We start from the raw sequence: 21,795 nt of genomic DNA, 5'->3' as shown, positions 1-21,795 counted from the left end.
GCGCTTTTTTGTTTTAGGGTGCTACGGAGCTGGATTCGATGTGTTTGAGGCCTAGTTCGCATTCTAGGTAGAGGGGGTTTTTGGGGCCTAGGCGGGCTCGGAAGGTTTCCATGGCTTTGGTTAGGAGTTCGCGGGCGGGGTCTGGTTGGGACATTTCTACTAGGGTTTTGGCGAATTCTAGTTTGAGGATGGCGGATTCGATGGGGTCGATTCCTTTGGTGTTGAGTTCTAGGGCTTGGGCTTTGAGGAAGGTGTCGGCGGACTCTTGGAGTTGGCCAAGGACGCCGTAGCAGGTGGCTAGGTCTCGGTAGTAGGTCCAGAGGATGGCACTGGGTTCTTTCCAGACTTGCTCGCCGATTTGTGCGGCTAGGCGGAACTGTTCTAGGGCTTCCTTCTCTAGGTCTTTTTTGATGAGAAGGAGGGCGTAGAGGTAGCGGTCTTGGGCTACTTCTGGGTGGATTTTGCCTAGTCTTGCTTCGCAGAGTTCGAGGAGGAATTCGACGTTGCTGATTCCTTCTTCGAATTTGCTGAGGCGTAGGCAGAGGCCGACTAGGTTTCGGAAATGGGGGAGCATTTCGTCGTCGGCTCGGCGGAGGACGTGGGCGGAGATTTCTAGGGCTTGGGTGTAGAGTTCGTAGGCTTCGAAGTTCTTGGCTTGTTTGAGTTTGGTACAGCCAAGGAGGCACTGGAACATGACCGTGCTGGGGCTTTTGGGGCCGGTGGTGGTGACGGAGTCTGCTAGGCCTTCGGTGAAGAGGCTGCCTGCCCGTACGAAGTTGCCGAGTTCTAGGAAGAGTTGGCCTAGTTGCTTTCGGGCTTCGATGGATCGGAGGTCTTGTCTGCCAAAACAGGCGTCGCAGATGCGTACCCATTCTGAGCCGCTTTCTACGGCTGCATCTAGTTCGCCGGCTGTTTTCTGGAGTTTGAAACGTTCGGCCAGCACCGAGTGGTCCCCTAGGGGGGTCTTCTTAAACATCATGGTCTTCTCCGCAAGCAAATGAACGGCAACCAAAGCGGTTGCTACGTTCCAATTTTAACCCGAATTCGTTTAGAAACCACTACGGTCTAGTGGCCCAATTGGGTTGCAAGTCGCGGGTAGCATCAACGTCATGCCAGCTTCCCAAGAGATCGAAGTCTTGATCCGCGCGAAATATCCCATTCTGTATGTCGTTTCTTGGGAAGAGAGGCGGGTGGAAGAGGCTCTTACGGCTATTTGCCAGAACTTGAAGCGGAGCTTTCACACTTGGAGCGTGACGAAAGGGATGAACCCTCCGGTGCCTCGCCCTGCTGGTGCTCCTAAATCGACTGCGTTGCCTGGGGAGTTGGAGGCTTTGGCCAATATTCATGAGGCTCCTGAGCGGTCTGTGTTCTTGCTGAAGGATTTTCATCCTTATATGAAGGATTACCGCGTGATCCGGATGTTGCGGGATTTGGCGGCTCGAGCGCGGAGTCGGTCTCAGACGATTATTCTTCTCTGCCCTACTTTGGTGTTGCCTCCTGATCTTCAGAAGGAGATCACGGTGATGGAGTTTCCTTTGCCTGCTGCGGGTGAGATCTCGGCGACGTTGGATCGGGTGATTTCGGCTGTTCAGGGGAATGCGAGCATCAGTACGGAGTTGGAGCCTGCGGACCGTGAGCGGCTGGTGAAGTCGGCTCAGGGGCTGACGATGGATGAGATTGAGTCGGTGTTTGCTCGGTCGCTTGTGGAGAAGAAGCGGTTTGATGTGGACGCTGTTTTGGAAGAGAAGAAGCAGATCATCCGTAAGTCTGGGTTGCTGGAGTATTACGCACCGGATAGCAGCATTAAGGATGTTGGTGGGCTGGAGCTTTTGAAAGAGTGGCTGGATAAGCGGACTCAGACTTTTACTGACAAAGCGCGTGACTTTGGGATTCCTGCTCCTAAGGGGATTTTGCTGCTGGGTGTTCAGGGCTGCGGTAAGTCTTTGGTGGCGAAGGCTGTGGCTGCTCAGTGGAATCTTCCTTTGTTGAAGCTGGATGTGGGGCGCATTTTTGGGAGTTTGGTGGGGCAGAGCGAGGAGAATATTCGGCGTGCGATTAGTACGGCTGAGTCTGTGGCTCCGTGCGTTTTGTGGGCGGACGAGTTGGAGAAGGGGTTTGCGGGCGTTGGGGGTAGTGGGACCAGCGACAGCGGCACTACGGCGCGTGTGTTTGCCACCTTCCTTACTTGGATGAGCGAGAAGACTTCGCCTGTGTTTCTTTTGGCTACGGCGAATGATGTTTCGGCGCTTCCTCCGGAGATGCTGCGTAAGGGTCGGTTTGATGAGATCTTCTTTGTGGACCTTCCGGATAAGGAAGAGCGGGAGCAGATTTTTGCGATCCACCTTTCGAAGCGGAAGCGGGATGTGAAGAAGTTTAAGTTGAAAGAGCTTGCTGCGGCTACTGAGGGCTTTTCTGGGGCTGAGATTGAGCAGGTGATTGTTGGCTCGCTTTATGTGGCATTTGATGCTGGGCGGGACCTGTTGCAGAAGGACCTTATTGCTGAAGTGAAAGCGGTGGTTCCGTTGAGTGTGATGATGCACGAGGAGATTGATGAGCTTCGCACTTGGGCGGAGTTGCGGACTCGTCCGGCTAGTAAACGGGATGAGTAGGCTGTCTTTTGGGCACGCTAGGGTGTAACCTCAGCTTGGAATGTTCCCTGTTATAATTGCCGCCCTCGCGACGTGCCAAGACCTCCCTAAGACATGGTACGGACCCGCGACGGCGACGTTTGCGGTCCAGTTTGCGGGCAACCCCTACGATCCTGCTGAGAACGATGTCCATGTCGTTTTCTTGGGTGAGAAGGGGCAGAAAGAGGATCGGCTTGCGTACTTCGACTCGGAGGAGAGTGCGTGGAAGGCGGTGCTGGTTTCCAAGCAGCCTGGGACTTATCGTGCTGAGTTGGTGCGCAATGGGAGTCCGACCCAGGAGACGGCGAAAGAGGGGTATTTGGAGCTCAAGAACCCTCTTGCTAAGGGCTTTGTTGAGTTAGACCCGAAGCATTCCAACCGGTTCCGGTTTTCGGATGGGACGCCTTACTATCCGATTGGTTTTAATATGGCTTGGGATGGCAGTGTTCCCTTGCCTGTTGATGAGCAGATTCTGAAGAGTGGGAAGGTTGGGGTGAACTGGTCTCGCGTTTGGGCTTGTCATTGGGGTGGGAAGAATCCTTGGTGGCCCAAAGAGGGCGAGGTGGACAAGGGGCAGTTTTGGGAACCGGCTCTCACTAGTTGGGACAAGGTGGTGGATGCGAGCACCAAGGCTGGGGTTCGGTTCCAGATGGTGATGTTTCATCACGGGCAGTTCAGCACCAAGGTAAATCCGAACTGGCAGGACAACCCCATGAATGAAGCCAAGGGGGGATTCCTTAAGGACCCTGCTGATTTCTTTACGGACAAGCGGGCCAAGGAATTGGCTAAGAAGTGGCTTCGTTATGCGGTTGCGCGTTACTCGTCTTCGCCTAATGTGTTGGCTTGGGAGTTGTTTAACGAAGTTGAGTGGGTGGATGCGCGATACAACAACCGTTGGGCGGATATTGAGAGCTGGCACAAGGAGATGGCTGAGTATTTGCGGTCCATTGACCCTTACCAGCATTTGATTACCACGAGTTCGGAGCAGCGGCCTGGGCTTCTGGGTGTGGTGGATTATGCTCAGCCTCACACTTATCCGCCGAGCATTAGGCTTGCGGTGGGCGGGTTTGCTGTTCAGAGGGACAAGCCGACGTTCTTTGGCGAGTTTGGGCCTGCTGACTTGGAGCGGGATGACTCTCGGGCTGCGCTTCGGGATGGGGTTTATGCGGCGATGCTGGCCAACCATGCAGGGACGGCGATGTTTTGGCAGTGGGATGCGGTTGAGAAGAAGGATCTTTATGGCGAATATGCCACTGCGAGTCAGATCCTTGAGGCTAGCCAGTTAGCGAAGCATGCGGATGCCAAGCCGATTAAGGTGAAGGTTTTGACAGAGCAGAAGTCGGACCTTACGTTTGGGCCTGGGCTTGGGTGGGCGGCTTCGACTCAGGTGAAGTTCAACCTACCTGAGGATGCTTTGGGTACTGCGTTTAGTGGGCTTTCCTCCTACATTCAAGGCAAGTCTCACCCTGAGATGATGCCGGGGCCGATTCAGTTTCAGATTGAGAGTGGTGAGGCTGGTGAGTTTCGGATGCATGTGTCGGGATCTTCGAAAGGCGGGGGGCATCTGCAGGTTCGGTTGAATGGGGCTTTGGTGAAGGAGAAGGTGTTCCCTGCGGGTGCGACCGAGAGTAAGGCTCAAGAGGATTGGGTGTTCCCGATTGCGAAGGGGAGCACGAAGGTTTTGATTGAGAATATTGGAGACGACTGGGTGAGCGTGGATCGGTATGTGGTGACGAAGCTGGCTCCTCAGGCTACCGCGAGTGTGCTTTCTGAGTCGGACTGGATGATGAGCCGGATTACGACGCGTGAGGGATTCAAGCTCGGCGAGGATGTGACTCTCCGGGGGATTCCGTTGGCGGACGCGGAGTACGACGTGGACGTGTTTGACTTGGATACTGGGAAGAAGTCGCGGATGATTCAGGCCATCCACGACTTTAGCTTTACCCTTGGCATGCCTTGCAAGGATGCGGTCCTGGTGTTTCGGCGCAAGTCCTAGAAGGTGTGGCGGTCCACGTTTCGGTGGACTGTTTCGATTCTTCGGAGGGTGCCGGTTGCGCAGCGCATGATGATGGAGTCGGTGAGGGCGTAGCCTCTTCGGTATCGGACGCCTTTTAGGAGGTCGCCTGAGGTGATTCCGGTGGCGGCGAACATGACGTTGCCGTCTGCTAGGTCTTTTGTGGTGAGGACTCTGTCTATGTCACCGTCGACCATTTTTTCGGCTCTTTCGCGTTGGCTTTCGGTGGTGAACTTGAGGCGGGCTTGCATCTCGCCGTCGCAGCAGAGGACTGCGGCTGCGGTGATGACCCCTTCTGGTGCACCACCTGTGCCCATGAGGCCGTCTACGCCTGAGTCTGGGTCTAGGGCTGCTATGGCTACGGAGAGGTCTCCGTCTGGGACTAGGTGGACGCGGGCGCCTGCTTCCCGGATTTCGTTGATGAGGTTTTCGTGTCTTGGCCTGTCTAGGATTCCAATGGTCAACTCGTCAACATCTTTGCCAAGTGCCTTGGCCATGAGGCGGACGTTGACTCTTGGGGGCAAAGTGATGTCTACAATTCCACGGCATTCTGGTCCAGCGACGAGCTTTTCCATGTAACAGTCGGGGGCGTGCATGAGTCGGCCGTCACCCTCTACTGCTGCCGCGAGGACCGCGATGGCGTTGGGGGTTCCGTTGGCGCAGAGGTTGGTGCCTTCGAGTGGATCGACAGCGATTTGGATGTTTGGGCCGGTGCCTGTTCCGACACTTTCGCCTATAAATAGCATCGGCGCTTCGTCTCGTTCGCCTTCTCCGATGACGATGGTGCCGCACATGTCCATTTCATTGAGGACTCTGCGCATGGCTTCGCAGGCGGCTTGATCGGCATTGTTTCGATCTCCTTTGCCGACCCAGCGGGCGCTGGAGAGAGCTGCGGCTTCTGTGACGCGCAGGAAATCGAGGTGGTGGTTTCGGTTCATTTTGGTCTACTCCGTTGTAGCTGGTTGTCTCCAACCAGAATATTAGACAAAAGTGTACTTCACACGTAACGGTCTTCGCTGACCGTTTACCGTGCATTAATAGTTATAGGGTGTTTGCGGCTGATTTGAAGGTGGCGGGGGAATCATCAGCTTGGGGACGACGCTGGCCAGACGGGTTTTGGCTTGGTCTGCGAATGGGCTCATGGGGCTCATCTGAATGACCTGATCGTAGCACTCTTTTGCTTTGGGGTAGTTTTTGTAAGCTGCCTCGTAGAGCATTCCCATTCGGTAGGTGGCTGCTTCTCTGTCACCAAGATCGGCGCTTTCGTGGCGCATGACGCCTTGATACATGGCCATCGCGGCGTTGTAGTCGCCGACTTTGTCGAGGGCGTCTGCCATTTGGAACAGTTCTCTTGGTTTGGCGAGACCTCTTTGGTGGAGGCCTTGGAGGGCTGGGTAGATGGCTCGGGCGTCCGATTCAGCGAACATTCTTGGGAAGTGCTTGAAGAAGGCGTCGCAGCACTCTTGCGAGAGTCGGTCATCTCGGAGAGATCGGAGGGTCCAATGGAGCGTGAGGACGGGGGAGTCGTTTTGTGTTTTGTATAACTCTGAAAGCTCATGCCTAGACAAAAGACTCAAGTCTCGCGTTTCGTGAAGCGTTGATTTCGCTTGACTGACAAACTCAGAGTCTCTGGGCATTCTGAGGGCTAGGCAGACGAGAGCGCCGCCTATTGCGCCTCCGACGTGGGCAAAGTGGGCCACGCCATCGTGAGCTTTGATGAGGCCCCAGAAGAGGTCGAAACCTAAGTAGAAGAGGCCGACACCCCACATGGGCCAGCTGAATGTGCCGAATCGGAAGGAGAACCAGAACACGACATCGATCTCCGCGAATGGGAACATGTACATGGCCGCGCCGACGACGCCCATGATGGCACCGGATGCTCCCAGGCTTGGGATGTCCGGGTTGGCGATACCCATGGTGAAGTGGTGCAGCAGCGCCGAGGTGAGCCCAGAGACGGCATACATCAGGACGAACTTGGGTGTTCGGAGCCGACCTTCTACTGCGAAGCCGAACAGGTACAGGAACGCCATGTTGCCGATGAGGTGAATCGGGCTTCCGTGTAGGAACGAGGAGGTGAGGATTCTCAGTGGGTCGAGTGAAGAACCTGGAAGTGCTAACTGATCTACTGCGGCTTGCGTGACTTGTCCTCCCTGTTGGGTGAGGAAGAACACCACCACGTTTGCCACGATGATGAGTACCGTTGCGATGGGAAGGCTTTCTGGGGGATTTTTTGCTCGGTAAGGTAGCAGCATTTTGGGGCAGCCGGCTGGGCCGACCCAGATGATACTAAACGGACACCCTGGTTAGTTGCAATGGTTCTTCCGACACTTAGAGAACGAGTCTTTAGTTGCACAAGTGCAAGGATGTTTCAGCTGCTTTTCGCTGGCCCCTTGACGAACCCCGAACTTGGGGGGTAACTTATTGACCGTCCATTGCCGCATAGCTCAGTGGTAGAGCAGCTGACTGTTAATCAGCGGGTCCAAGGTTCGAGTCCTTGTGCGGCAGCCATCGTTTTAAAACAAAAGCGTCCTTGGGAATGCCCCAAGGACGTTTTTGTTTTTAAGCCGCTTGATTTTGCTGAACGCGTACGGAGTCCGGTTGTTTCAGCTTTGATTTGAGCTTTAGCCGCGCCGATCTTTGGCGCGTTTATGAGAACCCTTCAGGGAGGTTTGGCCGCAGTTGGGGATGTTCGGCTCTTTGAAGTCTTGCGGACTGAGAGTTCGTTTCTGCTGGTTGGTTTTCTTCGTCGTTCGGGCGAGAGGGGCGATTCTTGCGGGTTCGACAGGTGCCCAGGAATTGACAACGATGACCGTATGTAGAGTTGTGACGTCTTTGTGACGTTGGAATTGGGTGGCTGTGACTATGGCCACCCAAACTCCTTTTATCGCCGCTCAGTTAAGAGCGGAGGCTTTGTGAAACACCGCAGAGTCGAAAGGAGAACCATGAAAGCGATTCGACAACTCTTGATTCCCGTGTTAGCTGTTTTGGCGACCCAAGTGGCAAGTGCCCAGAGCGATCCACCAAGTATCAGCTACCTTCAGACCAAGGCTGGACTGCCCCACGGTTACCCGGCGAGCCTGGCATTCGCAAAGTTCGGCATCGTTGGGCAACACTTTATGCCGCAAAGGGGGGGAGTCTTCCAGGACATTATCCACTTCGAAAAATCATCCTTCGCATATGGTGGCGCGGATACGTACGTTGAAGTAGCGACCACGAATGCCATCGATGGTGATGACCTCGGCCTTTTGGGAAAGGTGCCGAACATCCTTCCGGGGTTCTACTACGTAAGCGTGGAAGTTCCGGGCTTGGGACGTTCCAACCGACAGATCATGGAGGTGGTTCCACCCGCGATCGGAGCAAGGCCCCGCATCGCGTCGGTAAGCCAGAGCAGCTTGAAACAGGGCGATTCGTTCTTCGTTACGGGTTCAGGGCTCCAGGCGGGAGGTGGTCTCGTCCTGCATCCGCTGAACAACCCGTACCAGAAGGATACTTTTTTGACGACAACCGGAACCGGCGACGTGAGCAAGATTCCCGCGACTCAGTGTGAAGGTGATTACCTGTTGTACTACGTGGCTCCCGATCACGTGACTCTGAGCAACAGCGTCAATGTCACGGTCAAATGCATCAAGGCACCTCAATACGAAGTCGTGCTTGGTTCGGCGGAATGCGTTGAAACAGATAGTGGGATGAGCACCGATGATCCGTACTTCTTCGCGATCGCGCTGGATGAGAACGGAACGAACACGCCGCTGACCCGAATCTTGCACAACGTTGTGAACCACACGTATATGGCGTTGGGTGACGAAAGCCTAGAGGGGTACGTTGAGCTGGACCGCAAGCCGGTTTGCGCAACGACCACCCACCCGGAGAAAAACTTCTATCTCGCTTGCGCTGCCAACTGCTGTCAGTACTACTGGGACGTCTATTTGCAAAAGTGGATGGGAGATTTCCCCAACGGGAATAACGAGCTCACCTGGGTCCCCTGGATCGTTGAGGTGGCGATGTCTCATCTTCAGAATGACACTTTCAGCAAGCAGTACCCTAACGCGCCATGGGACGTGAAGATGAGCTACTTCATGGCCGACGTTTTGACCGGGGTGGAGTCCGAGGGAGATAACTGCCTTGGAGTTCAGTGGTTGCGATGGACTGCGAACGATGTCAACGCGGCGCGCCTCATGAACGGTCAGAGGCTCGACAAGACGCTTGATTTTTACAGGCACGGGTCGCACTACAAGATGACCTTCAGCCTCCGCCGGGTTTACCGATAAGGGATCGGATGATTCAGCGGTGGGGAGTATCTCGGGGCGATGTGGTCTGCATTTTCGCTCCGAGGAGTTGGTCGTGGCCGACACCAGACGGTGTTTGGTTCGAAAGCTGACACTTATGGACGAGTAAGTTTCCAGAATGAAGCCATCTTACGGGGTGGCTTTTCTGTTGTTGGGCTTCTGGTTTGGTTGTATGAAATTAGTAAAACCGGTCGGGGGACTTCCTCATTTTCGTCAATGGTTTTGTTTGGACAGGCAATGTTGCGAGTAGGATGGTGGGTGCATATGAGACTCGTATCAAAGTTCGCTATGAGCACCGTTCCATTGTTGGACCAAGTCTTGGTGGGAGTTTTTGAGCTGTGATTAGTTCGCTTCTCCTTGGGTTCGTCATGCTTCAGGGACCGGTGGATACTCGGGGTCAGGAACGAACGGTGTTCCAGACGGGGAGTCCTTACAAGGATCGGATCAACATCGGGGCGGATGTGGCGATTGTTTATGGGATCGATAAGTCGATGCCTGATCGCGTTCGTGGGTGGCGAAACAAGGGCTACAAAGTCCATCTGATGACCGGTGTTGCTTGGGGAGAGTATCAGGACTACTACTTTGGGCGATGGGACGGGGTGAACCACGAGGAAGAGGCTCAGGCCAAGCAGAACGGCGAGAAGATTGGCCATGGTCGGGACGTTTACTATATGTCGCCGGGTGCCAACTATGGGAAGTATTTGGCGAGCGGTGTTCGTCGGGCGCTTGAAGTTGGAGTTGAGGCCGTTCACCTGGAAGAGCCTGAGTTTTGGAATTTTGGCGGCTACGGGGTGGGCTTTAAGAAGGAGTGGAAGAGCTACTACAACGAGGAGTGGCAAGATCCTACTAGTTCCCCAGATGCACGTTGGCGCGCTGCCAAGTTGATGTACTTTTTGTACCGGCGGGCGCTTCAGCAGGTGTTTGATTCGATTCAGGAATATAACAAGGAGCACGGCACCAAGGTTCGGTGTTATGTGCCGACCCACAGCTTGTTGAACTACTCTTCGTGGAACATTGTGAGTCCGGAATCGAGCTTGGCGAAGTTGAACGGGTGTGATGGTTATATTGCCCAGGTTTGGACTGGGACTGCTCGGACGCCTAATTTTTATCAAGGAGTTGAGAAGGAGCGGACTTTTGAGACTGCTTTCCTTGAGTATGGGTCGATGCAAAATCTGGTGCGGTCGACTGGGCGGAGTGTTTGGTACTTGGCGGACCCGATTGAGGACAACCCGGATCATGACTGGGGCGACTATCGGACCAACTATCACGCGACGCTGCTGGCATCGCTGTTGCAGCCTGAGGTTTCGCAGTATGAGGTGATGCCTTGGCCGGAGCGGATCTTTACGGAGAAGTATCCCTCGGAGACTGATAAGGGCAAGCGTGTGTTGATTCCGGACGAGTATGCGACTGAGTTGCAGACCGTGATCAATGCGCTGCGGGATATGGATCAGAAGTCGGTGAAGTGGGAGAGCGGCAGTCACGGGATTGGGGTGATGGCTAGTGACTCGCTGATGTTCCAGAGGGGTGGTCCTTCTGCGAGTGATGCTCATCTTGGGCATTTCTATGGGTTGGCGCTGCCGTTTGTGAAGCGCGGCGTGGCTGTGGAGCCTGTTCAGCTTGAGAACGTGACACTTCCCCACTATTTGGACAATCTCAAGGTGATCCTCATGAGCTATGAGGGGATGAAGCCTCTTTCGGCGGATGTTCATGATGCAATTGCGAAGTGGGTGAAGGGCGGCGGTACGTTGGCGTTTGTGGACGCGGACAAGGACCCATTTCTGGCGGTACGCGAGTGGTGGAATGAGGGTGCCAACCGTTATAAGTCACCTCGCGAGCATCTGTTTGAGGTGATGGGGCTTGATCGGAATCCGGCTGAGGGCGCTCATAAGGTTGGGCGTGGGAAGCTGGTTTATCTGAAGCGGAGTCCAAGTGAGATCTCGCATAGCGCGGACGGCGCGAGCTGGTTGGCGGAGAAGATCAAGAATGAAGGTGGGAGCCGGAACTGGAGTGAGTCTTCTGCGCTTGTTTTGCGTCGCGGGCCATATGTGGTTGCGGCTGGCATGGACGAGACCGTTCTTCCTGTTAAGAGTTTGAAGGGGTCGTTTGTGGACCTGTTTGATTCTGAGTTGCGGTTCCAGAACGTTATTGAGTTGAAGCCGGGTGCGCGGCACTTGTTGGTGGATCTGGCGAAGACGAAGCAGTCGGTGATTGCGGCTTCTGGGCGTTTGATTCAGAAGTCGAGCAGTGCTACTCGGTGGACGGGCAGTATTGAGGGGATTGCTGATACTAAGGCGATTGTGTTGCTGCGGGCGCCTTCTGCGGTGAAGAAGGTGACCTTGAGTGACGGTGCGACCGTTCAGGTTTCTTATGACGGCAAGCTGGGGCTGGTTTGGCTTCGGTTCCCTAGTCAGTCGCGGGTTCGCGAGATTGACGTCGAGTTCTCGGGACGCTGATGAGATTGGGACTTTAAAGGTCCCAATCTCTTACTGAACGGATTTGATCCATTCGTCGCCTTTGAAGGTGAGCGAAAAGCCTTTGCCGTATCCGTCGTGGGTGTTTTCGCTACTGATCTTTCTGGGGCCGGGTCGTAGGTAGCCTTTTTGGCACAGGGACCAGGCGGCTTCCATGTAGAGCCTATCGAGGGCTGTGGCTGGGATTAGGTCGGGCTCGCCCTCTGCGGGCTGGTTGATTACTATCTCGCTCAGCCAGGGGAGATATAGGTCGTAGTCGTGCGACTTGAGTCGCTTTACCGTTTCGCTCTGTTTTTGGTAGCCACAGAGGAAGTTGAAGATGTACCTTTCTGCTTCTTCTACACAGTGGACCTTTCGTCCGCTACAGTCAATCGCCATTGAAGACCTCCGGTATAGATGTTACGACGTTCTGGCGTTTTGTGGGTTCAAAATGATTGGAGACAGATATGCTTGCTACGTTTATGTTTGCCAACCCTATGCCCGACATTCGTAATTCGTTCATTTTTGAGACCGCGCCTTTTGCGGAGTGCCATGCCTCGACGATTGAGGAGTCGAAGCATGGGATGGTGGCGGCTTGGTTTGGCGGGACTCAGGAAGGGACGGATGATGTTGGGATTTGGTTAGCTCGGGAGGAGCGCGGGGAGTGGAGTAAGCCGGTTGAGGTTGCGGTGGGGTTGGAGGGTGGCAAGCGGTATCCGTGTTGGAATCCGGTTTTGTTTCAGCCTCGGAAGGGGCCTTTGTTGCTGTTTTACAAGGTGGGTCCTGATCCTCGGCATTGGTGGGGGATGTTGATGTCTAGCAAAGATGGGGGGCGGACTTGGGGGTCTGCGCATCGGTTGCCGGACGGGATTTTGGGGCCGATTAAGAACCGACCGATTCAGCTTGGGAACGGGGATATTTTGTGTCCGAGCAGTGATGAGAGCTCTGGGTGGACGGTTCACTTTGAGCGGTCGCGTGATTTGGGGAAGACGTGGACTAGGACTGGGGCGGTGAATGACGGGGTTGCGATTCAGGCGATCCAGCCTAGTATTTTGCGCGTTGGAAAGGGGCGGTTGTTGGCTGTGGGGCGGAGTCGGCAGGATCGGATTTTTGAGATTGAGTCGGCGGATGATGGGGTTAGTTGGGGGCGGATGGTGCTTGGGGAGCTTGCTAATCCGAACTCGGGGACGGATGCGGTGACGCTTCGGGATGGGCGTCATGTGATGGTTTATAACCCTGTTCCTGGTACGCCGGGGCATTGGGGTGGGAAGCGGTCGCCTTTGGGGGTGGCTGTTTCTGGTGACGGGCATCACTGGAAGCCGTTTTTGGTTTTGGAGAATGAGCCGGATCAGGAGTTTTCTTATCCGTCGGTGATGCAGGCTCGGGATGGGAAGATTCACATTGTCTACACTTGGAAACGGAAGCGGATTCGGCATGTGGTGATCCCTTTGGAAAACTGCCCGAAATAATTCTTTGGCGTTACCGGTTGGCATTCTGGGGAACCAGTGTTAAGATGCACGAAGAAGTCTGGACAGCGGAGTCCTGGCACTGTGAGGAGGCTCCGCAACATTGCGCTTTGATGCATACGATCCAGAGATTTTTTACGACGAGTACTTCTCGTCTGCCCAGTTTCCTCGCCCCGAAGTAGAGCTTCTTATCAACTCTTTGCACGATCTTTCGGGCAGTGAGCTTCTTCAGCGTCAGCAGGCGGCGGAGGCTGCTTTGTTGTACATGGGGATCACTTTTAATGTTTATGGTGATCAGCGTGGGACTGAGAAGATCATGCCTTTTGACATTTTGCCTCGGGTGATTAGTGGGGTGGAGTGGGATGCGATTGTTCTTGGTTTGAAGCAGCGGATTAAGGCTCTCAATCTGTTTCTGGCTGACATTTATGGGGAGCAGCAGATTGTTGCGGATGGGGTGATTCCTTCTCATGTGATCACTTCGGCTAAGTCTTTTCGGCCTCAGTGCGTGGGATTGAAGCCTGCTCAGGGGATTTGGTGCCATATCACGGGGATTGATTTGGTGCGGGACGATTCGGGGCAGATGTTTGTTTTGGAGGATAATCTCCGGTGCCCTTCGGGTGTGTCTTATGTGCTGGAGAACCGTGAGGTGATGAAGCGGACGTTCCCTCAGGTTTTTGAGGGGCTTAACATTCGGCCGGTGAATGAGTATCCGAGCAAGTTACTTGCGATGTTGGAGTCGCTTTGTCCTAATGGTTCCAGTTCGGCGCGGGTGGTGGTGCTTACTCCTGGAGCTGCGAATTCGGCTTATTTTGAGCATTCGTTCTTGGCTCAGCAGATGGGTGTGCAGTTGGTTGAGGGGCGTGATTTGGTTGTACAGGACAATCGGGTTTACACCAGCACGACGCGTGGGCTTGATCCGGTGGATGTGATTTACCGGCGGATTGATGACGACTTTTTGGATCCGCTGGCGTTTCGGCCCGATTCGATGCTCGGTGTGCCCGGGTTGATGGAGGCTTATCGGGCTGGGCGGGTTGCGATTGTGAATGCTCCTGGAACGGGGATTGCGGATGACAAGGTTGTCTATGCCTATGTGCCCAAGATGATTCAGTACTACTTGGGAGAGAATGCGATTCTGCCGAATGTTCCGACTTATCTTTGTTGGGATGAGAAGGATCGGGAGTATGTGTTGGCGAACATTGGGCAGTTAGTAGTGAAGGCTGCTAATGAGGCCGGTGGGTATGGGATGTTGATTGGTCCTCACTCGACGAAGGAGGATCAGGCTGAGTTTGCTCGTCGAATTGTTGCTAATCCTCGGAACTATATTGCGCAGCCGACTTTGGGTCTTTCTCGTGTGCCGGTGATTGCTGGGCAGCAATATGAGGGGCGGCATGTGGATTTGCGGCCTTACATTCTTTATGGGGCGGATGAGATGTTTGTGCTTCCCGGTGGGCTTACTCGGGTGGCTTTGCAGAAGGGTTCTTTGGTGGTGAATTCGTCTCAGGGTGGTGGGAGCAAGGACACTTGGGTGGTTGATGGTGTTCCGTCTCATGCGGTGGTTGTGCTGTGAAAGAACCGTTATTGCTGAGTCGAGCTGCTGAGTCGGTGTTTTGGGCGCATCGATATATTGAGAGGGCGGAGAACATTGCTCGTTCGATTGATGTGAACTTGAATTTGAGCATGGATGCTCCACGGTCTACTGTGGAGCAGTGGGCGCCTCTGTATCAGGTTACGGGGGATGAGACTGAATATAGCAGTCGGTATGATTCGCCGACGAAGGCGAATGTGATTCGGTTTCTGACTTATGACGAGTCGTATCCGAATTCCATCGTTTCTTGCCTGCACTCGGCTCGAGAGAATGCTCGGTCGGTTCGGGAGATTATTTCGAGTGAGATGTGGGAGCACATCAATCAGTTTTATTTGATGGTGCAGGATGCTGCGCGGACCGGGAATGGGCACAAGAATCCGCATGAGTTTTATCGGTCGGTGAGGATGGCCAGCCATTTGTGGGAGGGGCTGACGTATGCGACGATGTCGCATTCTGAGGCTTGGCACTTTGGGCAGATGGGGCGGATGATTGAGCGGGCTGATCGGACTTCTCGTATTCTCGATGTGAAGTATTTCTTGTTGCTTCCGAGAGCGGACTATGTGGGGTCTCCTGTGGACGACATTCAGTGGGGAGCGGTTTTGAAGTCTTGCAGTGGCTTTGAGATGTATCGGAAGCGGTTTGGAAGGTTGTCGCCGGACAAGATTGTTGAGTTCCTTTTGCTGAGTCGCGACTTTCCTCGTGCTGTTTTGTATTGCTTAAACTGCGCTAGTGATTCTTTGAATTTGATCACGGGTTCTCCTGCTGGTACGTTCATGTATTCGAGCGAGCAGAAGTTGGGGCAGTTGCGGTCGGAGTTGATGTGGGCGGATGTGAACGAAGTCATTTTGGGTGGGCTTCATGAGTATCTGGACGATTTGCAAGTAAAGCTGAATGGGATTGGCAATTGCATCCATACTAACTTTTGTGCCACCCGGGTTTCGGCGCAGCAGTCGATGCTGCAAGGACAGGCATAACTTCTCATGGTCTATAACATCGAGCACACCACGACTTACTCTTACAGCGGTGACGTTCGGCTGGACCCGCACATCGTTCGTTTGACACCTCAGTCGAACGCCCATCAGCGGTTGTTGAAGCATCAGCTTTTGATTGAGCCGACTCCGAAGGGGATGTGTGAGATGGTTGATGCTGAGGGCAACACGGTCATTTCGGTGTGGTTCTCGGAACCTACCAACATGCTTCGGGTTACGAATATTTGCACTGTTGAGACGCTGACTCCCAATCCGTTCAACTATTTGGTGACTTCTGCGAATGCGAAGATTCCGCTTGTCTGGACGCAGCTTGAGCAGGAGTCGCTTGGGATTTATCTGAAGCGGAAGGAGCAGAGTCTTGCGGTGGATGTGTTTGCAGGTGCTCTTTTGCAGAGTGCTGAGTACAAAACCGTTCAGTTCTTGAGGTTGCTGAATCAGGCCTTGCACGAAGACTTTGAGACTGTGCTCCGCGAGGATGGGGATCCTTATGAGCCTGAGGACTGTTTGATTCTTCGGCGAGGGGCTTGTCGGGATTTGACGGTTTTGTTTATGGACGCTTGTCGGTCGGTGGGACTGCCTGCTCGGTTTGTGAGTGGGTATCTGGAAGGGGACCCAGACTTGAATCAGCGACACCTTCACGCTTGGCCGGAGGTGTATCTTCCGCAGGCGGGGTGGCGGGGTTATGATCCGACGACGAATCTTGCAGTGGCTGATCAGCACATCGCTGTGGCGAGCAGCTATTCCTCTCACCTTACTGGTCCCATTGAGGGGAGTTTCTGGGCGTACCAGATTCAGACAACGATGGACTACGAGATTAAGCTGGAAAGCAGCCCGGACACATTGAGTAGCAGTTTGGTGTAGTTCCTTTTTAGGCTGCTAATCTTGCGGGGAGAGTTGACTGGATTACTTCGACCAGGTCCGCTGGTTTGACAGGCTTGGACACGTAGTTGTCCATTCCTGCTTCTAGGCACTTCTCACGATCGCCTTGCATTGCGTTGGCGGTCATGGCGATGATGGGTGTGTGGAGCTTTCTTGGTGTCTCCCAGTGTCGGATGTGGTTGGTTGCTTGGTAGCCATCCATCTCTGGCATGTGGCAGTCCATGAGGACGAGGTCGTAGCGGCCGAGGCGGACTGCTCTTACGGCATCGACCCCGTTGTTGACGATCTCGACTTGCGCACCCATTCTTTCCAGCAATGCTCGGGCCACTTTCTGGTTCACGAGGTTGTCTTCTGCTAGGAGGATGATTAGGTTGTTGAGTGGCAGATCGGTGGGGATGCCTGATTCGAAGCGAATGGACGATGTGTTGGTTGTGCGACCGCAAGCGCGAACCAGGGATTCGTAGAGCTGGTTTTGCCTTACTGGTTTGTTGATGACTGCTGAGAATCCGGTGAGGTCTTGCAGGCCGTTTTGACTGACTAGTCCCATGGAAGTGAGGAGCACGACCGGAGTGTCTACGTGCGATGGGATCATTCTGAGGTGCGTGAAGGTCTCGACACCGTCCATTTGAGGCATTTGCATGTCCATGATCACCAGATCGAAGGCTGTCTCTTGTTGGAGCCAGCGGAGGGCTTCTGGGCCGCTGCTGGCTTCGACGACTTCGCAGCCCCAACTGGTCAGTTGCTCACGAAGGATCAACCGGTTGGTTGCTACGTCATCGACGATGAGGACGCTTTGCCCACTGATGCCTAGCAGCTGAGGTGGATCGTCGAAGTTCCTTTGTTGCTGTTCTAGTTTGAGTTCGAACCAGAATGTACTGCCGACTCCGGGTTTGCTTCGGAGTCCTACTCGTCCGCCCATGAGTTCGATGAGACGTTTGGAGATCGTGAGGCCAAGGCCAGTTCCTCCGTATTTTCTTCGAGTTGATCCGTCTGCTTGTGTGAAGCTGTTGAAGATCTGCTTCTGAAGTGCTCTCGGGATTCCTATGCCCGTGTCGGTCACCTCGACTCGGAATTTCGCCTTGCCTTTTTTCGACTGAATGAGTTTGCAGTCGATGACCACTTCCCCGCATTCGGTGAACTTGATGGCGTTTCCGACGAGGTTGATGAGGACTTGGCGTAAGCGATCTGGGTCACCTATCAGATCGGTTGGGAAGTTCGATGGGATGCGCTGTGCGAGTTCGACTTCGCGCTCGTGGGCTTTCGGGCTGAGGAGCTCGCAGACTTCCTCGACTACTTGTCGGAGATTGAACTCGGCGGAATCCATGATGAACATTCCGGACTCCATTTTTGAGAAGTCTAGGATGTCGTTGATCACGGTTAGGAGCGCGTCCCCCGAGGTGCGGATGGTTTTGACGTACTCGCGTTGGCTTTTGTCTAGGTTGGTGTCTAGGAGAAGGGTGGTCATGCCCACGACTCCGTTCATGGGAGTTCGGATCTCGTGGCTCATGTTCGCGAGAAACTCTGACTTCATGCGGTTTGCGACTTCAGCGGCTTCTTTTGCCTCGATCAGCTCCGCGTTAAGTTGACGAAGGATCTCGGCTTCGCGTGTGGCGAATTCTGCTTGTTTGAGTGTTTCCGCAGCCTTGACGCTTTTGTCGATGTCCTCCTGAGCAGTTCTCGCTACTAATTCTGTATGTGCAAGGAGGCTCTCGTAGGCGAGCTGATATTGCCCCAGTTTTTGATAAACATCTGACTGAAGCTTGGTGATGCGTCGCATTGACGGTTGGTTATCGAATTCCAGTGAGAGGTGTCTGGCCTTCTCAATCTGTTTTGCTGCTTCGTTGAGTTGACTGCTCTTGAGGCAGACTTCGGCGAGGTCGAGATAGGCCTCTGGGAGCTGGGAGATGTTGCCCGTCTGGCGGAGAAGTTGTTGCGAGCGGTCCATGAGGTCTTCGACTTCTTGGGTGACGCCGTTTGGACTCAGGGCGATTGCTTTGCTGCTCAGAAGGTGCGCGTATACGTAGGCTTCTTTTTCTTCCGAAGCCTCGGCTAGGCCTTGTTCGGCGTGGTAGAGAGCTTCTTCGTACTGACCAATTTCTGCGAGAGAAGATGCGAGGTTGTTATGGATGATGACGCGTTGCCGAAGGTCGCAAAATTCGGAATAGTCGTCGAGGATTCTTCTGAAGCATTCGATCGCTTCTGGAACCCGCTTTTGCATGGAGTACATGTAGCCGAGGGTGACTAGGCTGAAACTCACTTCTATCGGGAGATTCGCATTCTCCGCGATCTTGACGGCCTCTACCGTGCGCGCGAAGGCTTGTGTTTGGTTATGCAGTTCGAAGAAGCAGAGGCCTACGCAGCAGTGTGCGCGTACGAGGTGCGCTGGTTCGTCAAATTCTGTGAGGATCTCGAATGCTTCGTTGGCGAGGTTGAGCGCTTCGTGGACCTTAGAGTTGCTTCGGAGGCAGTTCGCCTCCATGTAGCTAAAGACGGCGTATTCAAACCGAGCGTTGTTTTGAAGAGCCAATTCGCGTAGGTTGGAGGTTCGGACGATGGTGGCTTCGGCGTTGTCGAGACGCTGTCGATTGAGTTCCTTAACGAGGTTGTCCCAATCGTCTTTGTTTGTAAGCCAGCCTAAAGTTCCTCCCATCTTTGACGCACCCTCTAGGAGGGCTATGCCATGTTTTGCGGGAGAATTAAGCAGGTATCAAGCCGCGTTTATTAAATTTGTACAGCGCTTGATAGCTTCGATCAGTTCGCCTGGGTTTACTGGTTTTGAGACGTAGTCGTCCATGCCTGTTGCGAGGCATTTTTCTCGGTCGCCTTGCATCGCGTTGGCCGTCATGGCGACGATTGGGATGTATCTGCCAGCTTGTGCTTCCCATTCGCGGATCTGTCTTGTGGCTTCGTAGCCGTCCATTTCTGGCATGTGGCAGTCCATGAGAATCAGGTCGTATGGGATTTGTTGGATGGCTTCGAAGGCTTCTCTACCGTTCTGTACGAAGTCTACGTTTGCGCCTGATCGCTCTAGGAGGGCGATGGCGACTTTCTGGTTCACCACGTTGTCTTCGGCGAGAAGGAGTTTCAGACCGGTGAGTGGCTTGGGCCCTTCGGTGGGGACTGCCGGTTTGGGTTGATGTTCGAGGACGCAGCCCATGGCTTTGACCACGGCATCGAACAGATTGGATTGCCGCACTGGCTTGTGGAGGACGGCAGCGAATCCCTCGCTGCCTATGATGGACATTGCCGGAGTTGTTGTGGAGCTGAGAAGGATGACGGGTGTCTCTTTGTAGGTTGGAACTCGGCGGATGAGTTTGAGTGCTTCGCATCCATCGACATCGGGCATTTGCATGTCTGTGATGATGAGATCGACCGGCGGCTGAGTTTTGATATGATGTATGGCTTCTGCGACGCTGGTGGCTTCGAGAACTTCACAGCCCCATGCTTTCATTTGGTCTCTGAGGATCAGGACGTTGGTCGGGATATCGTCGATGATGAGCACCCTCGAGAAGTTGACTCGTAGCGCGGACTCTCGTTTGAGGATAGCGTGCTCTTGTTCTTGGAATGCGATTTCGAACCAGAATGTGCTGCCTTTGTTGGGGCGGCTTTTGAGGCCAACGCTCCCTTTCATGAGTTCGACAAGCCGTTTGGAGATGGTGAGTCCGAGTCCGGTTCCACCGAAGCGTCTGCGGGTGGATCCGTCGGCTTGCGTGAAGCTGTCGAAGATGGTGGAGTGTAGGTGTTTGGGTACTCCGATGCCCGTGTCGCTGACTTCGACGCGGACTTTGACGAAGCCTTTGTTTGCACGTTTGGTGATGCAGTTGACGACTACCTGGCCGTGTTCGGTGAACTTCACGGCATTTCCGACGAGGTTGATGAGGACTTGCCGTAGGCGATCTGGGTCACCTACGAGGTGGCTTGGAAAGTCGTGCGGGATGTTGTGGAGAAGTTCGATTCCTTTCTCGTGCGCTTTGGCCGCGAGGAGGTCGCATACTTCTTCGACCAGCACGCGCATGTCGAAATCGCCCATGTCCAGCGTGAACATCCCGGACTCCATCTTGGAGAAGTCGAGGATGTCGTTGATGATGGTGAGGAGGGCGTCGCCTGAGCTTCGTATGGTCTTTACGTATTCTCGTTGTCTGTCGGTGAGTTCGCTATCGAGCAGGAGTCCTGTCATTCCGATGACGCCGTTCATGGGTGTTCGGATTTCGTGGCTCATGTTTGCCAGAAACTCGGACTTCATGCGGTTTGCTTCTTCGGCTGATTCTTTGGCGACGAGGAGTTCGTTGTTGATCTGGCGGAGGAGTTCGGTTTCTTTCTTAGCCCAGTCGGCTTGGTGGAGCAGTTCGGCTGCTGTCACTCCTCGGTTGATGTCGTCTTGAACTTTCATTGCGCTGAGGCGGGAGTAGTTCTTGAGCGATTGGTAGGCGTTACCGATATCTCCCATGGATTCGTAGACCGTTGAGAGGATTCGCTCGATGCGAATCATCTGCTGGCTGTCTTCCAGATCATCGGCCATGAGTTGGGCTGTGAGGAGGAGGTCCTTGGCGAGTCCCCAACGGCGTTGTTTGACGTAGACGTCGACCAGATCTAGATAGGGCTCCAACAGCGCGATGAAGTTTCCAGTTCTTTGGAATACAGCCTTGCCTTGCTCTGCCAGGAGGAGTGCTTCGTCGTCTTCCCCTCGGGAGGCCATGACCGCTCCTTTGTTGCTCAGGAGGTATCCGAGAACGAGGGTTTCTTCTTGTCCGTTGCACGACTCAAGGCCCATTTCGATGTACTCCATGGCCTCTTCGTAACGCGTTTGGAGGATGAGGGCGCCTGCAAGGTTGTTGACTAGGAGTAGCCAGTTGCGTGGTCCACAGGCGTCGAAGCCTTGATTGAGTGCTTTTCGGTAGTGATCGACTGCTCGGTCGCTTCGTCCTTCTTGGGTGGCGTAAAGGAAGCCTAAGTTGAGGTGACACAGGGCGATGTTTTTAGGGTCTCGTTCCTGCTCTGCTAATCTCAATGCATGGGAGAGGTTCTCGAACGCACCGCCCATATTGTTGAGATCTGAGAGGCAAAGCGCGTAGCTGTTGAGGCATCGGATGGTGAGTTTGGGGATGCCTACGTTGGTGAGGACTTCGAGAGATTCACAGATGAGTGTGTAGGCGATGCTGGGATTTGAGAGACACCTTTGGCATGAGCTTTCAACGCAGCAGAGGATTCCGTAGGCAGCTTGGTTGCACCGGTTGATCGCCATGCTCTTGTAATCGGCGACCCGCTTGAGGGTTCGGTGCGGATCTCGCTGACGCTCATCCATCAGATCGTCGACGAGTGCGTCGAGCGCATCCAGATTTTCTAACCAACTAATCTCTTCACTCATCTAAAACACCTGAAAGATGAGGAAATTGTCGGGTGCTTGGGACACAATACTCAAGTCCTAACTTTAGTAAGAGATGGGGCCACAAACACTTTTCTTAGTTTTCTTTAAGGTTTCTATTCTCAATTTAACATTCG

General features: G+C 54.1%; 15 protein-coding genes and 1 tRNA gene. 9 read left to right on the top strand and 7 right to left on the bottom strand.

Translation table 11 applies throughout. The features are described from left to right. Positions 1-13 precede the first annotated feature (13 nt). A complete protein-coding gene (locus ACZ51B_RS16705; protein WP_464294479.1) occupies positions 14-979 on the bottom strand; it encodes a tetratricopeptide repeat protein in 966 nt (321 codons plus the stop codon). 130 nt (positions 980-1,109) lie between these two features. On the opposite strand from ACZ51B_RS16705, the gene ACZ51B_RS16700 reads away from it, so the two are divergent. Together ACZ51B_RS16700 and ACZ51B_RS16695 are read left to right on the top strand one after the other, a co-directional pair. After that, complete coding sequence (locus ACZ51B_RS16700) at positions 1,110-2,609, top strand: AAA family ATPase (protein ID WP_464294478.1); 1,500 nt, start codon at positions 1,110-1,112, stop codon at positions 2,607-2,609. Positions 2,610-2,649: 40 nt separating this feature from the next. Further along, entirely contained in the window at positions 2,650-4,623 is a 1,974-nt protein-coding gene (locus ACZ51B_RS16695; protein WP_464294477.1) for a glycoside hydrolase 5 family protein, read from the top strand. On the opposite strand, the gene glpX is transcribed toward ACZ51B_RS16695, so the two are convergent. Continuing rightward, entirely contained in the window at positions 4,620-5,579 is a 960-nt protein-coding gene (glpX, locus tag ACZ51B_RS16690) for a class II fructose-bisphosphatase (protein ID WP_464294476.1), read from the bottom strand. The two genes, ACZ51B_RS16695 and glpX, sit on opposite strands and share 4 nt — an antisense overlap. Before the next feature lie 96 nt (positions 5,580-5,675). After that, positions 5,676-6,893 (bottom strand): rhomboid family intramembrane serine protease, encoded by a 1,218-nt coding sequence (locus tag ACZ51B_RS16685; RefSeq protein WP_464294475.1) that lies wholly within the window; start codon positions 6,891-6,893, stop codon positions 5,676-5,678. 181 nt (positions 6,894-7,074) lie between these two features. On the opposite strand from ACZ51B_RS16685, the gene ACZ51B_RS16680 reads away from it, so the two are divergent. Continuing rightward, positions 7,075-7,149 (top strand) — tRNA-Asn (locus ACZ51B_RS16680). A gap of 113 nt (positions 7,150-7,262) precedes the next feature. On the opposite strand, the gene ACZ51B_RS16675 is transcribed toward ACZ51B_RS16680, so the two are convergent. Next, positions 7,263-7,511, bottom strand: a complete 249-nt coding sequence (locus ACZ51B_RS16675; protein WP_464294474.1) for a hypothetical protein — start codon at positions 7,509-7,511, stop codon at positions 7,263-7,265. A 72-nt stretch (positions 7,512-7,583) separates the two neighbouring features. On the opposite strand from ACZ51B_RS16675, the gene ACZ51B_RS16670 reads away from it, so the two are divergent. After that, a complete protein-coding gene (locus ACZ51B_RS16670) occupies positions 7,584-8,909 on the top strand; it encodes a hypothetical protein (RefSeq protein ID WP_464294473.1) in 1,326 nt (441 codons plus the stop codon). A gap of 356 nt (positions 8,910-9,265) precedes the next feature. After that, a complete protein-coding gene (locus tag ACZ51B_RS16665; protein WP_464294472.1) occupies positions 9,266-11,380 on the top strand; it encodes a hypothetical protein in 2,115 nt (704 codons plus the stop codon). Positions 11,381-11,410: 30 nt separating this feature from the next. On the opposite strand, the gene ACZ51B_RS16660 is transcribed toward ACZ51B_RS16665, so the two are convergent. After that, a complete protein-coding gene (locus ACZ51B_RS16660; RefSeq protein WP_464294471.1) occupies positions 11,411-11,776 on the bottom strand; it encodes a hypothetical protein in 366 nt (121 codons plus the stop codon). Positions 11,777-11,844: 68 nt separating this feature from the next. Here ACZ51B_RS16660 and ACZ51B_RS16655 point away from each other — a divergent pair, with 68 nt between their 5' ends. The 4 genes from ACZ51B_RS16655 to ACZ51B_RS16640 all read left to right on the top strand — a co-directional run bounded on the left by ACZ51B_RS16655 (position 11,845) and on the right by ACZ51B_RS16640 (position 16,278). Beyond that, on the top strand, positions 11,845-12,846 hold the full coding sequence (locus ACZ51B_RS16655; RefSeq protein WP_464294470.1) for a sialidase family protein: 1,002 nt from the start codon (positions 11,845-11,847) through the stop codon (positions 12,844-12,846). A 100-nt stretch (positions 12,847-12,946) separates the two neighbouring features. After that, entirely contained in the window at positions 12,947-14,410 is a 1,464-nt protein-coding gene (locus ACZ51B_RS16650) for a circularly permuted type 2 ATP-grasp protein (RefSeq protein WP_464294469.1), read from the top strand. Further along, positions 14,407-15,402 (top strand): alpha-E domain-containing protein, encoded by a 996-nt coding sequence (locus tag ACZ51B_RS16645; RefSeq protein ID WP_464294468.1) that lies wholly within the window; start codon positions 14,407-14,409, stop codon positions 15,400-15,402. Before ACZ51B_RS16650 ends, ACZ51B_RS16645 begins: the two co-directional genes overlap by 4 nt. Before the next feature lie 6 nt (positions 15,403-15,408). Continuing rightward, complete coding sequence (locus tag ACZ51B_RS16640; protein ID WP_464294467.1) at positions 15,409-16,278, top strand: transglutaminase family protein; 870 nt, start codon at positions 15,409-15,411, stop codon at positions 16,276-16,278. A 7-nt stretch (positions 16,279-16,285) separates the two neighbouring features. Here the strand turns inward: ACZ51B_RS16640 and ACZ51B_RS16635 are convergent, their stop codons facing one another. Both ACZ51B_RS16635 and ACZ51B_RS16630 read right to left on the bottom strand, forming a co-directional pair. Then, complete coding sequence (locus tag ACZ51B_RS16635; protein ID WP_464294466.1) at positions 16,286-18,946, bottom strand: response regulator; 2,661 nt, start codon at positions 18,944-18,946, stop codon at positions 16,286-16,288. Between the two features lie 57 nt (positions 18,947-19,003). Next, positions 19,004-21,661 (bottom strand): tetratricopeptide repeat-containing hybrid sensor histidine kinase/response regulator, encoded by a 2,658-nt coding sequence (locus ACZ51B_RS16630; protein WP_464294465.1) that lies wholly within the window; start codon positions 21,659-21,661, stop codon positions 19,004-19,006. Between the last annotated feature and the right edge of the window lie 134 nt (positions 21,662-21,795).

It is taken from the genome of Fimbriimonas sp. LA-C6 (genome assembly GCF_055398105.1).
Note: the sequence above shows the minus strand (reverse complement) of the source record. Positions and strands in the feature narration are given on the sequence as shown.